At 48.2% G+C, this 12,531-nt stretch carries 13 protein-coding genes; 7 read left to right on the forward strand and 6 right to left on the reverse strand.

The annotated features are described in order from the left end of the window. Positions 1–123: 123 nt before the first annotated feature. From DUW71_RS03095 to DUW71_RS03110, 4 genes are all read right to left on the reverse strand, one after another. Positions 124–1,548: a sodium-dependent transporter gene (locus DUW71_RS03095; protein ID WP_119393771.1), complete on the reverse strand. Its 1,425-nt coding sequence runs from the start codon at positions 1,546–1,548 to the stop codon at positions 124–126. 162 nt (positions 1,549–1,710) lie between these two features. Further along, positions 1,711–1,929: a zinc ribbon domain-containing protein gene (locus tag DUW71_RS03100; protein WP_119393772.1), complete on the reverse strand. Its 219-nt coding sequence runs from the start codon at positions 1,927–1,929 to the stop codon at positions 1,711–1,713. A 70-nt stretch (positions 1,930–1,999) separates the two neighbouring features. Beyond that, complete coding sequence (locus DUW71_RS03105) at positions 2,000–2,539, reverse strand: TetR/AcrR family transcriptional regulator (protein ID WP_158583846.1); 540 nt, start codon at positions 2,537–2,539, stop codon at positions 2,000–2,002. Between the two features lie 237 nt (positions 2,540–2,776). Then, positions 2,777–3,661 (reverse strand): LysR substrate-binding domain-containing protein, encoded by an 885-nt coding sequence (locus DUW71_RS03110; protein WP_119393774.1) that lies wholly within the window; start codon positions 3,659–3,661, stop codon positions 2,777–2,779. 244 nt (positions 3,662–3,905) lie between these two features. Between DUW71_RS03110 and DUW71_RS03115 the strand changes: the two genes are divergently transcribed. The 6 genes from DUW71_RS03115 to pykF all read left to right on the forward strand — a co-directional run bounded on the left by DUW71_RS03115 (position 3,906) and on the right by pykF (position 10,331). Then, a complete protein-coding gene (locus DUW71_RS03115) occupies positions 3,906–4,523 on the forward strand; it encodes a YqiA/YcfP family alpha/beta fold hydrolase (RefSeq protein WP_119393775.1) in 618 nt (205 codons plus the stop codon). A gap of 92 nt (positions 4,524–4,615) precedes the next feature. After that, positions 4,616–6,145 carry an ATP-binding protein gene (locus DUW71_RS03120; protein WP_119393776.1) on the forward strand — a complete coding sequence of 510 codons (1,530 nt, stop codon included), beginning with the start codon at positions 4,616–4,618 and terminating at the stop codon, positions 6,143–6,145. Further along, the gene (locus DUW71_RS03125) at positions 6,142–6,519 is read left to right on the forward strand and encodes a hypothetical protein (RefSeq protein ID WP_119393777.1); all 378 of its coding nucleotides are present in this window, start codon (positions 6,142–6,144) and stop codon (positions 6,517–6,519) included. The genes DUW71_RS03120 and DUW71_RS03125 overlap by 4 nt, the downstream gene beginning before the upstream one ends. Continuing rightward, entirely contained in the window at positions 6,519–7,592 is a 1,074-nt protein-coding gene (locus DUW71_RS03130; protein WP_119393778.1) for a hypothetical protein, read from the forward strand. Before DUW71_RS03125 ends, DUW71_RS03130 begins: the two co-directional genes overlap by 1 nt. Continuing rightward, a complete protein-coding gene (locus tag DUW71_RS03135) occupies positions 7,577–8,290 on the forward strand; it encodes a response regulator transcription factor (protein WP_119393779.1) in 714 nt (237 codons plus the stop codon). Before DUW71_RS03130 ends, DUW71_RS03135 begins: the two co-directional genes overlap by 16 nt. A gap of 625 nt (positions 8,291–8,915) precedes the next feature. Beyond that, a complete protein-coding gene (gene pykF / locus DUW71_RS03145; protein WP_119393781.1) occupies positions 8,916–10,331 on the forward strand; it encodes a pyruvate kinase PykF in 1,416 nt (471 codons plus the stop codon). 41 nt (positions 10,332–10,372) lie between these two features. Here the strand turns inward: pykF and DUW71_RS03150 are convergent, their stop codons facing one another. Continuing rightward, positions 10,373–10,783: a YqaA family protein gene (locus tag DUW71_RS03150; protein ID WP_119393840.1), complete on the reverse strand. Its 411-nt coding sequence runs from the start codon at positions 10,781–10,783 to the stop codon at positions 10,373–10,375. 122 nt (positions 10,784–10,905) lie between these two features. Between DUW71_RS03150 and DUW71_RS03155 the strand changes: the two genes are divergently transcribed. Continuing rightward, on the forward strand, positions 10,906–11,703 hold the full coding sequence (locus DUW71_RS03155; RefSeq protein ID WP_119393782.1) for a YajG family lipoprotein: 798 nt from the start codon (positions 10,906–10,908) through the stop codon (positions 11,701–11,703). A 53-nt stretch (positions 11,704–11,756) separates the two neighbouring features. Here DUW71_RS03155 and DUW71_RS03160 read toward each other — a convergent pair whose 3' ends face one another. Beyond that, positions 11,757–12,524 (reverse strand): HAD family hydrolase, encoded by a 768-nt coding sequence (locus DUW71_RS03160; protein ID WP_119393783.1) that lies wholly within the window; start codon positions 12,522–12,524, stop codon positions 11,757–11,759. Positions 12,525–12,531 lie beyond the last annotated feature (7 nt).

Below are 12,531 nucleotides of genomic sequence, written 5' to 3' on the forward strand. Positions count from 1 at the left end.
CTAGTGTACTTTTGTTAATGGTTGAGCGCATTATTCTCTATTCGGTTTACAAGACGCCTTTCTTACCAGGTAAAAACAAAAAAGGGAGCCTAGGCTCCCTTAATCCACTCAAACAGTAGCTTGTTAGGCTTGTCGAGCGGCACCGGCTTTAACCTGTACAACAGACACCAAGGCGACAAATGCCACGGCGGCAACCAATGCCCATAACATAGGTACAGAAAGCGCTTTAAGCATGACAAAGGTTACACCTAGTGGTGCGACAAAGCGTGCTAGCGCGATCCAAATCATACGCACGGTATCGTTTGGAATTTGTGCAACGAGTGTCTCTTTGGTCAACACCCAAGCAGCAAATAGTGACAACAATACACCACCAAGTGGTAAGGTAACGTTAGAAGTCAGCTTGTCGAAGATGTCAAACATCGTCCACTCACCGATTGGTGTAAAGCCAGCCAACACATTAAAGCTGAAGACTGTCAACATACCCACAAGCCAAACAAAGAGGCCCACAACCAAGGTAGTTAATACCCGATTTACGCCTTTACTTACAAAGAAGGCAACGATAGGTTCAAGAATTGAGATCGACGAGCTTAGTGCAGCAAACAACACTAATGCCATAAAGAAGGCACCAAAGAATGCGCTACCTGGCATTTCAGCAAACGCTAGCGGCAGCGATACGAACAACAACCCAGGGCCTTGCGACGCTTCCAAACCATTGCCAAAAATCAATGAGAAGATGGCCAAACCAGCAATAAGGGCTACCACAGTGTCGAGAACCGCCACGGTTACCGCAGTTTTCGCTAACGATGATTCAGATGACATGTAAGAGCCATAAACAAAGATAGACCCCATACCCAGTGATAGCGTAAAGAAAGCATGGCCTAATGCTGCTAACCACCCCTCTAAGCTCAACTTAGACAGCTCGAATGAGAATAGGAAGCTGGCTGCGGCGCCAAAGTCGCCATTAATACCGGCGTAAATGGCCACCACAATGAGCATCACGAACAGCAATGGCAGCAGTACATTAACACCACGCTCTAAGCCCTTATGAACCCCTAGGCCAATAATGAACATGGTCGCGGCCATAAATAGGGTGTGGTAGATGGTTAGGTTTACAGGACTAGCAAATAGATTGCCAAGTTCGGCACCGGCAGCATCGGCATCGATACCCACCAAAGCACCGGTAGCAAAACGGATGAAATAGTGGATAGCCCAACCAGCAATAACGGAGTAGAAGCTAAGGATCAGAACACCAGTAAAGGCACCCATAATCCCTACCCCACCCCAAAGCGGCGTAGCACCGTTTTCTTTGGCAAGCTTGGTTACCCCATCAACCGGCGATTTTCGAGATTTACGACCAAGTAACGACTCCGCCATGAACACCGGCACACCGATTAAGGCGATTGTTACGAGGTAAACGAGTACAAACGCACCCCCACCATATTCGCCGGTAATGTATGGAAACTTCCAAAGATTACCAAGGCCAACGGCCGAGCCCACAGCTGCCAGGATAAAGGTCCATCGATGGGACCAGATATTATTATTTTGCATTTTTCCACTTCGATGTTTTATGAACGACAAATGAAGTGTAACGCAACAATGACAGGAAAATCGAGAACAGTGTTAACTTATCTTTTTGGACATATTTCTGATATCGCTAATGCTAATAAACAGTGACGAGCTCGCGACTCGCCTTATTGGGCTTCTGTTTGATTAAACTGGTCGAAACTCGTAACGCGCTGTCGACTTAGATTTCAGCTGATTGCAAGGTTTGCAGAAGTAGCTCACTGCACCACAAGCAGCAAGGCGCTCTAGTTCTGAATCACAGGTGTCGCAAAAGGCATGTTTACTGAAGAGGGTTTGGCAACTAGCACAGGCATAATTGCCATCTTGATATTCAAGCTCGGTTTTGCAGTCAGGGCACTGATTCATGCGATGTCTCCATACTTCAAAGGTCTGCTACGAAGCATACCCAAAGCAGAATAATCCGCCCTGACTCGCATCAAGATTTTTGTGTTGCTTCAAGAAATAGATTCAAGGCATTTGAAATGGCATCATCGTTGCGATAGTTCGACAACACTTGCAGCGCTGCACCCTGCAGCATCATCAGAAGCATGAGCACTTCTTCATTTTGATTACCGCGCGCCTTTCCTAAAATGTGGTTTAGCCCTTCATCAACAGTTGGCCACGCGAGCTTTTGTAGTTTGGTGTCACTGCGACAGGCAAGTACCAGCTCCAAGAAAATAAAGTGATATTCACGCTGCTCTTTCTGTAGCGCAAAAAGCAGCTCGCGCAGCCTTGAAACCGGTTCCTCTGGCAGCTCAGACAATTCCATATTGGTGAGGATTTGTTTCAGCAACTCAGTATAAAGTGCTTGTTTACCCTCGGGAAAGTGATGGTGCAGCGCCCCTCGTGTCATGCCAGCACGCTCACACAACATGGGTGATGTCACACCGGCATAACCATATTCAATTAATAGTTCAACAGCGGTATCTAACAGCTTGGTTCGAGTTTGTAGACTTCTTCTTTCGTGACCGTTCATAGCACCTCCAAAACGCATATAATACCAAGTTATGGAAACAATCACTGGATATAAGGGTGAATTAAAACGGTTCAGTACAGTATTCGAATCGATTATTTGCAAACAAACTGTAATTCATTTTTTACAGCAAAATACATGAATGAATGAATTCATAATTTGTTACAAGATAAGCCTAGCCTCGACCTAGGTTTTAGCAAGTTCTTCCAGATATACAGGCCTCGAAGTGAGGCCTCACGCTCAAGACTGACTAATTTGCCAGTTTCGGAAAAACGACAGGGCGCTCTGTAGCGCTGGGGTCATGTGCTTATCTCTGTGATACACCAAAGACAATTGTCGATCTGGGAAGGCTTGCATCGGCAATTTCACCAAACAGTTTTGCGCTATCGCATCCGCTACGGCAATCTCACTGAGCAATGACAAACCTAGATTAGCCCTTACCGCATTAATAATGGCTTCAGAGGTTTCAAGTGTTAGACAATGGCGCCAACTAGGCAGTTCTGGCGCTAGCAAGCGGTCAAACTGTTCACGACTACCAGAGCCAAACTCACGTAGAATCCAATCATTGTCGGCCAAATCTTCTGGTCCCACATGAGAAAGCGTGGCCAAAGGGTGATCGGTTGCAGACACAACACACATGCGATCGGTGCGCCAAGGCTCAACGACAACTGACTCAGATGAAACCGACCCCTCAACTAAGGCAAAGTCGAGTTCAAAGTGTTCTATCGCATCCACTAATGCCGATGTATTGCGAATTGAAGCGGACAACCGCAACGATTGACCCCGAGCTGCTACCAGCATTTTTGGCAGCAAGTGATTACCAATGGTTACACTGGCACCAATGTTCAACGTCGACACGAGGTCTTCAGAATCAAACAGTGCTTCGACACTTTTTGCCCGAGTAATAATCTCGTCAGCCATCGGTAGGAGGGCTTGACCATTTGAGTTGAGCCGCAAGCGATTGCGTACACGATCGAATAGTGGTCGCCCTAAACCACCCTCAAGCGTGCGAAGCGCCATTGAGACCGCAGGTTTTGTAAGATGGAGAGCTTCCGCCGCGCCAGCGAGCGAGCCCTCATGCACAATCGCCAAAAAGACTTGCAACTGTCGCAGTGTGATATGCATTTAACCGCCCCTTTACTTTTTATTGTTAGCGTTCACCAAAGCTTAACTGATATGTTCTTTTTTGCAAAAGTCCAATTGCTAACAAGATCACAACTAATTACCATCAATCCACTGTAACCTAACATAAAGTTTGCGTGTGCCTGAGATTAATTCGCCACGCAAGGGAACCAAAGCGCAACAGCTAGCGTGAAGTAGTAGGTTCTTCTAAGGATGGGCAAACAATAAAAATAAACATAGGTGACCCATGCCACAAATTGTAAAGACGGGCGATGCTTCATCCCCGCTCATCATCTTCGCTCATGGTGCCGGCGCGGGCATGTACTCAGATTTCATGGAAGAAGTTAGTGCAAAGCTAGTGGAATTAAACCTGCAAGTTCTGCGCTTCGAGTTTGATTACATGACAAAAATTAGAGAATCCGGTCGCAAGCGCCCACCAGAGCGCCTACCAAAATTGATTGAACAGTTTGAGCAAGTTATTCAAGACGCCGATAAAAAACCAAGCCTACTGGTAGGCAAGTCCATGGGCGGCCGGTTAGCAACGATGGTCGGCCGTACTCATAACATGCAATCAGCGGTATTAGGCTATCCATTCCATGCGATAGGCCGCACCATTCAAGATGACCGGATTGCACACCTAAAGAGCGACGGCGCATCGGTTACGATCTTCCAAGGCAGCCTCGACAACATGGGGGCAAAAGAAGAAGTATCTGGTTTATCAGGCGAGTTGATCAACGTGGACATCCACTGGTTGGAAGCAGCGAATCACGACCTAAAACCCCGAGCGACCACTAATCGAAGTCAATCCGATTATTTAAGCTGGGCGTGTCAAGAAATTGCCAAGTTAGCCTTCAAAGAACAGTAACAACAATAAGCTAACTCAAATTGATAACTAGGCGATAGGGTCGAGGCTAAGCTTGGGGTATCCTTAGCCGACCCTAGCTAGCCGATTTGTTAATGCGCGAACTATTCTTCCGCTCATACATCACCATTCTCGTTACACTGCTTATCACGGTGAGCTTGGTGCTGGGAGGCGTGCAAGCATTTAACAACTATCGTTTTGGCAAGCTTGCCAACAACATGTTGGCTGGGCCAATGATGATTCTGGCGCAGGGTTACGCCAACACTCCAGAGTCAAGCCGGCCTCTCTTCGCCGAGCAAATGCGTCTTATTATGCCAGTCCCCCTTACCTTCAGCCAAAGTGAGCAAACCGACGGTGTGAGCATTACCCACAACTGGCAGCAAGATAACGCTGTTGCCGTGGCGCGCTACAAAGGGTATTCGGTTGCCGCAGAAGTCAATGGCTTCGATCAACTTGCAGCCAAGCTTTCCGTATTGCTAATTATTAATGACATTAGCCAGGTGCCAACTAGTATGCGTGAGCAGCGCTTTAGTGAACTACAAGCGTTGATGCACTACCCACTGCAGCTACAAGATGTGGCGTCGTTAGAGTTAGATGCTTCGGAGAAGTTCGAGCTAAGCCGCAATAAGGTACTCACACGGCAAACTAATAATGGTGACAACAGGTCAACCCAAGCCATTGCAACACCTACCGATCGCACTGCTTTAATATACGGCCCTATACCAACATTCGTTGCCGTGCCACTTGAGCTGGCATTGTTGATGGTTCTTGTCGTGATACTCGTCACTGCACTAGGCACCTGGCCGGCCTTGTTACCATTGCAGAAGCGTTTGCAACGCATGGCAGACAGTGTTGGCGAAATTGACCGAGGCGACATGGATCATCGCCTGCCTGTAGAAAAGGCTGATGCACTTGACGATATGGCGGTTGCGATTAACGGCTTAGCTGATCGCCTTATCGGCGCCCTCGATGCGCAAAGAACCCTTGTTCACGCGGTGTCGCATGAGTTAAAAACCCCCCTTGCACGTATGCAATTTCGCTTGGCTACCATCGAAGGTCAAGTAGCAGATAAGACCTATGATGGTTTAGAGCGAGACCTCCAGTCGCTCTCTCAGTTAGTAAACGAATTATTAGAGTACGGCAAAGACCATCCAACTCATGCACCGTTAACGCCTGAAACCGTGGAGCTACATCAATTGGTCAAAGTGACGTGGCAAGCACAGCATCACAATGACTCATCAGTTGAGTTTATTAATCAGGTTCCAAAACCAACCTATATAGAGCTCGACCGTAATTTAGCGAGCAAACTATTGAGCAACTTGTTCTCCAATGCCTTGCGCTTTTGCCACAGCAAAGTGGCCGTAGATTTTGATGAAAGCACAATGCTGCTAAGTGTTTCAGACGATGGCCCAGGCATTCCGGAAAAACAAAGAGCGCAAGTACTGCAACCTTTCTTTCGTCTTGATCCATCACGCCAGCGTGGCACCGGCGGGCATGGGCTAGGCTTGAGCATCGCCCATCGCATTGCCTTATGGCATCACGGCGACCTGTGGTTTGAAACCTCGCAATGGCAAGGCGCTAAAGCAGTATGGCTGCTACCCGAAAGTTTAGAGGGTAGCGCATGAAGTTTTTAGTCGCTCTATTCGTGCTTATTTTGAGTGTTAATGTCCTCGCCAATGATTGGGGGGATTGGGCGACATTGCCAAGCATGTCAGATACCAACAACACGCTTGATGATAAGCTACCACCTAGCTTGGTTGAAGCATTAGCAGATCCAGAAGCACTTCGCACCTGGGTATTAGACAACCCAGAGTGGGCGCAACGATGGGCCGAGTCGATAGATTTGGATTTAGCGCCTATTATTGGCCAAGACGCTTGGGATATTGTGTTGAACAACACTCTTGAGCAGTTAAACCAACAAGACAATGTTATTCAGCCTATTCAACCACCTGCTGGCCAACCACCAGTGACTATTATTCCGCCGAAGGGGAGCAACTAGTGTTTCGTGTTAGTCGAGCGTTCATTGTTTTAGCTTTAGCTAGCCTTACTTGCATAGCCGCAGCACAAACGCCTGGGCCAGAGTATCTAGACAAGGCGAAAACGCTAGTTAGTAAAGACCCTCGCCAAGCAATCGCCTTAATTGACGCTGTGCTGGCGTTGCCAGACTTGCCGGAATCAGTGCAACTCAACGCCCAGTTATTGCGGGTAACAGCCGAGAGCCACCTAGCCAAGCAGCAAAGCATGACCGCTCGGATCACCATCTATCAGGGGTTGTTCCATACATTTGAACAAACAGAACAAGAGATTCCCAACACTGGCCAATCCCATAGCTACTTAAATGCGGCCGCGACCCTGCCACTTGGACGTTGCTTTAATGGCGGCCTGCGCCTGAGTGCGAGCGCCGAACTTCACCTTGAGAATGAGCTATGGCGCACATCCCAAGCGGACTCGAGTCTCATTGCCGCAGAAGATGAACACGATAGCAACACGAAACTTCCTTCTCCTGGCTGGAGTTTAGGTACAGTTTGTAAACAGAGCGATTGGGAAGTCGAAGCAAGGTTTGCTTCCGCATTGCAGGTTTCTGAAAGTTCATCGTTTAACCGTGGCAACAGTATTTCCCTATACGGGCGAACTCAGCTATTGCAAGTAAGCGCACATTACACGCTCAACTCAGATAGCAATGCTGAATCAACCGGCACTGATAGTGGAGCTGAGTTAGCCGCTACACCAATCACGGTAAATGGCCAAGTTCGCGCGTTTAGGGTAAACAACCAACAATTGAGCCTAGGATTGAACGCACAACTACAAGGAGATGAACTTAGCGACTATATTAACTTTGTATACGGGCAAGCATCTGGGCGAATAAACAGGTTTACCTGGTCGGGCGGCTTGCGCTGGCCAGTCCCATTTGATGGCTCAACAGACTTAGATGACGGATCCAAAAGGAATTGGTGGGCAAATGCGTCTGCCGGCTGGCAACTTCAACCACAGTTGATTGTTCAGGCTGGCTGGCAGTATAACTATTCTATCGAACAACAGTATTGGATATCGTTAACATGGCAGACTCGATGATGCAGTATGGACGCCTGTTACTAGCTGAAGATGATCTTGAGCTAGCAGAGCTTACAAAAGACTTTCTTGAAAACTGCGGTTACGCCGTAGAGCATGTTGCCGACGGCCCTTCTGTGCTGGCAGCGGTAGAGCGCGAAAAGCCGGCGCTAATCATTCTCGACATCATGCTACCGGGTATGGATGGCATGGACGTATGCCGCCGACTGCGCCCAGACTTTAGTAATCCAATACTTATGATGACGGCTCGCACCGATCCGCTTGATGAAATTCTTGGCCTTGAGATTGGTGCCGATGACTACCTAACCAAGCCAGTCAACCCTCGCCGTTTACAAGCACATGTTCGCGCTTTATTGCGCCGTTCAAGCATTGCACCAAGCAGTGACGATGACAATGAGAGCAACGACTTAACTGTTGGTCCAATTCGCTTAGACCCAACGTTGCGCCGCGCTTGGCTCAATGACCGCATGCTGCCGCTTACAGGCCCTGAGTTGACGTTATTAGAAGCACTAATGAAGCAACCAGACAGCATTATCACGCGTGAAGACTTGTTCCGCTTGGTAAAAGGCATTGAATATGACGGCTTAAACCGTGCCATTGATATCTTAGTGTCACAAGTTCGCAAACACCTCGACTCAGCCGAGCGCATCCATACCGTTCGCAGCCGTGGTTATGTATTGCGCACAACACTAGACGATTAATGCGGGTAGAATGCCCGCTAAACCAATACGAACTAGTTTGTAAAAAACTTTCAATACAGTTTTCATAATCGACGCCTGCCCGCTACTTGATAGATTGCGCAAGGTTCGCCGCATTACGGTGAAAACCTTGCGCAAGATCACTGGACAATACCATTTAAAGACCCTACACTTCGCCCGCCTATATGACGTGCGCTGACGCCCTAGCACTTTGTGATACCAATTCTTTTCGAACTGAACTAGATTGGTACTACTGGCATTTAGTCTGAGCATGGCAATAGACAGTAAATTTGATTGGTTTATGTCAAACTATTACTGCCCAGTTTTGTAGTAAACTTACTGACAACCAATGCAACATGGCCAACAAAACGAGCCATAGTTGCCCCATTAGTGACGACGAGCAAGATCTGCGTGATGCAACGAATGTTTTGGCCTAATCACATTATTAAAGATAATTATGCAGCCAGTGCATTATTCACCCCTGTCGTTACCGCTTTGAAAGAATCCCACGCTAACCTACTCCAGCCAGCCACAACGCAAGCGCACAACCAGAATACTGACTCTCTCCTGGCACCGCTATTCATTGTGATGGGTTGGACCATGGCATTTTCCTCCAAGGAGACCCAAAATGAGAAAGACTAAGATTGTATGTACGATCGGCCCGGCTTCAGAAGCTAAAGAAAACATGCGTAAGCTGGTAGATGCCGGCATGAACGTAATGCGCTTGAACTTCTCTCATGGCGACTTTGATGAGCACGGTGCGCGCATCACAACTGTTCGTGAACTAGCCGCTGAAACTGGCAAGAACATTGCTATCTTGCTAGACACCAAAGGTCCTGAAATCCGCACAATGCAACTTGCAGACGGTGACGTACTGCTAGAAGCTGGCCAAACGTTCACGCTTACAACTGACCAAACTGTTGTTGGCGACAAAACTCGTGTAGCCGTCACTTACCCAGACCTTCCAAAAGACTTGTCTGTTGGCAACACAGTACTGCTAGACGACGGCCTACTAAACCTAACGGTTACTGAACTGACTGACACAGACGTGATCTGCCGTGTTGAAAACACTGGTGAACTAGGTAACAAAAAAGGCGTTAACCTACCTGGCGTTAGCGTTCAGCTACCTGCATTGTCTGACAAAGACAAAGGCGACCTGATTTTCGGTTGTGAGCAAGGCGTAGACTTCATTGCCGCGTCTTTCATCCGTAAAGCCTCTGACGTGAATGAAATCCGTGAACTGCTTGCGGCGAACGGCGGCGAAAACATCAAGATCATCTCTAAGATTGAAAACCAAGAAGGCGTTGATAACTTCGACGAGATTCTTGAAGCATCTGACGGCATCATGGTTGCTCGTGGTGACCTAGGTGTAGAGATTGCAACGGAAGAAGTAATCTTCGCCCAGAAGATGATGATCCGTAAGTGTAACATTGCTCGCAAGCCAGTGATCACAGCGACTCAGATGCTGGATTCTATGATCAAGAACCCACGTCCAACTCGCGCGGAAGCAGGTGACGTAACCAACGCGATCCTTGATGGCACCGACGCTGTAATGCTTTCTGGTGAATCTGCAAAAGGTAAATACCCAGCAGAAACGGTAGCAATCATGGCGCAAATCTGTGCTCGCACAGACGAAGCAATGAAGCAGCGCAGCCCGAAACACGTTGAAGACTTCAGCGGCGCGCTAGCGGTAACTGAAACTGTATGTAAAGCAGCGGTTGAAACGGCGCGTGACCTAGAAGCCGACCTAATTGTTGTGTCTACTTTTGGTGGTAAGTCGGTTAAGTCGGTACGTAAGTACTTCCCTCGCGCACAAATCTTAGCGTTAACAACGAACGAGAAGACTAAGCAACAACTTTGCTTAACCAAAGGTGTTACCACTAAGCTAGTTGGCGAGTTCGCTGATCAAGAAGCGCTATATGCAGAAGCGAAGAAAATCGCCCAAGCTGAAGGCTTTGTGAAAGCTGGTGACAAGATGGTTGTTGTATCGGGTGCGTTGGTAGCTAAAGGCTCTACTAACACTGTATCTGTACACCGCATCTAATTGCAGATAATACGATTAAGGGCGCACTGAGCGCCCTTTTTTCATGCTTGCCATAACCATATCAGCCCCGCGTACCGGGCGCCTTTAGCTACTATTAGCCAAGCCAGCACCCGCCAATACGCCAGCTGCATCATACCGGCAACCACGACCAGAGGGTCACCAACAATTGGCACCCAAGCAAGCAATAAACTTGCCTGCCCATAACGGCCAAACCAAGTTTGCGCTCTTACTAGCTGCTTACCCTTTACAGGGTACCAAGATTTATGCTGCCACCGCAGCGACTCGCGCCCTAGCCATGCATTCACTAATCCACCGGCCACATTGCCTGCCGTTGCCACCAACCAAATTACCGGCGCAGCATAAGCCAACTCTAGCGCTGCAATCACTGCCCATTCCGAGCCCAGTGGCAACAATGATGCCGCCGCGAACGCCACTATAAATAGAAAAATCATAGCCCATAACATGGCGCTAACTCACTTTTAACAATGTGGCCAGTTTATCATTTTTATCTGTAAGGTTGCTGCAAGGTTGCAGTCGCTACAGTAAGCCTACAACTTTCCAAGAGGATGACATCATGAAAAAAGTATTGATTCCCACTGCGCTTGCTTTCGCTGTTGCAGGCTGTAATAGCACCAGTAACACGGCCAATGTAAACCTGACCGTAAGCGGCACAGTTCAGTCAGCTGCGGCCCAAACCCGAAGCTTGCAAGCCAACAGCCTTGAAGCCGCTCAGGATGCCATGGCAATTGAAGTGCTAAATAATAACGAAGCGGCTGGCACAGTAGCCCTTAGCCAAGCGCGCTTTGTTCTAGAAGAGATTGAGCTAGACAGCGAACGTGATGACGATGACCTAGCTGATGACGATGCCAATGAAGAAGACGAACTAGAGTTGGCATTTGAAGGCCCAATTATTGCCGATATTATCAGCCAAACACTAACGCCAGAGCTGGCGACTGCCGAAATTGCTGCCGGTCAGTACCAAGAAATTGAAATCGACGTTGATCCAGTGACCGAAGTGGATTGGGCGGCATTTGGTGGCGACCTTGCTGCGGATGACAAGCTGCGCCAAGGTTACAGCGTGCACCTAGTGGGTACCTATACCGACATTAATGCACAAGAGTATGCAATTGAAGTATTATTAGACGAAGATTTTGAAAAAGAGCAAAGCTTGGCCAACGATTTAGTGTTGACTGCCGACTCAGTGACCAACCTGAGTGTGACATTCGACCTTACCGGGCTGTTCGATGACATAGACCTAGTAGCGCTTGCCGCTGCTGGTGCCATTGTGATCGATAGCAAGGGTGACAACAATGACGTTGCAGATGTTATCGCAAATCGCATTGAAGATTCTCTTGAGTTAGCAGAAGAGTAATTTAGACGTCTTGTTGCCTTTCCGTTTTGCCGGCCTACTTGGGCCGGCTTTTTTTATTCTTCATCCCAATAGTCCACCGCCAACAACTTGTGCGCTAGCTCAACAAAGCCCCAACCGGCACCATTGCCAAGCGTAATAGCTGGCTCGTCGGTAAAATCTTCACGATGATTCTGCCAACCGTTGATACCAAATGAACGAGGAATACGAGCGAACATGGCGGCATCGTTCGGCGAGTCGCCAATGCAAGCCGAATAAAGCGCCAGTTCATCTTGGTCGACACCAAGCAAATCATGCATCCAGCGCACAATGGCTTGCGCCTTATTGTAGTTGGCTTGCCAAATATTTAAATGAATACTGCTCAAGCCATACTGCCAGCCCCTTTCATTAACTGCCGCAACCACCCGATTAATTAACTCGGCATCAAGGCTGGCGTTATCTTGCGCAACATTAATGGCTACATCGGCTAAGCGAAATGGCTGGTCACTCGCTAGTGCAAGACGAGGCTCTACATTAGCAATCATCGCTAGCACTTCTTGTTGTTGAGCTTGCAGCTCGGCCAAAGGTAGCCAGGAATGACGAGTGACAACACCATTGTTCTGGGTGTAGGCCACAGCACCATTTTCGGCGATCAATAATTTAACCGGCCACTGGCGAATCATGGCCTCACCGGCACCAGCACTAGCACCCGTTACCGGTACCACAACGATGCCCTGTTGTGATAGCTGATACATCGCGGTTAGTACTTCTGGTAATAGCTGGCCATTGCGCAGCAACGTATCGCCTACATCGGTAAACACAAACCTTACTTGCTCGCTATTCATTCACTTC

The organism is Salinibius halmophilus (assembly GCF_003577475.1).
GTDB lineage: Bacteria > Pseudomonadota > Gammaproteobacteria > Pseudomonadales > Natronospirillaceae > Salinibius > Salinibius halmophilus.

Coding starts and splice junctions, on each gene's coding strand:
- DUW71_RS03120 (WP_119393776.1), top strand. CDS start 4,616: ATGCGCGAACTATTCTTCCGCTCATACATCACCATTCTCGTTACACTG.
- pykF (WP_119393781.1), top strand. CDS start 8,916: ATGAGAAAGACTAAGATTGTATGTACGATCGGCCCGGCTTCAGAAGCT.
- DUW71_RS03115 (WP_119393775.1), top strand. CDS start 3,906: ATGCCACAAATTGTAAAGACGGGCGATGCTTCATCCCCGCTCATCATC.
- DUW71_RS03150 (WP_119393840.1), bottom strand. CDS start 10,783: ATGATTTTTCTATTTATAGTGGCGTTCGCGGCGGCATCATTGTTGCCA.
- DUW71_RS03105 (WP_158583846.1), bottom strand. CDS start 2,539: ATGAACGGTCACGAAAGAAGAAGTCTACAAACTCGAACCAAGCTGTTA.
- DUW71_RS03160 (WP_119393783.1), bottom strand. CDS start 12,524: ATGAATAGCGAGCAAGTAAGGTTTGTGTTTACCGATGTAGGCGATACG.
- DUW71_RS03100 (WP_119393772.1), bottom strand. CDS start 1,929: ATGAATCAGTGCCCTGACTGCAAAACCGAGCTTGAATATCAAGATGGC.
- DUW71_RS03110 (WP_119393774.1), bottom strand. CDS start 3,661: ATGCATATCACACTGCGACAGTTGCAAGTCTTTTTGGCGATTGTGCAT.
- DUW71_RS03155 (WP_119393782.1), top strand. CDS start 10,906: ATGAAAAAAGTATTGATTCCCACTGCGCTTGCTTTCGCTGTTGCAGGC.
- DUW71_RS03095 (WP_119393771.1), bottom strand. CDS start 1,548: ATGCAAAATAATAATATCTGGTCCCATCGATGGACCTTTATCCTGGCA.
- DUW71_RS03135 (WP_119393779.1), top strand. CDS start 7,577: ATGGCAGACTCGATGATGCAGTATGGACGCCTGTTACTAGCTGAAGAT.
- DUW71_RS03125 (WP_119393777.1), top strand. CDS start 6,142: ATGAAGTTTTTAGTCGCTCTATTCGTGCTTATTTTGAGTGTTAATGTC.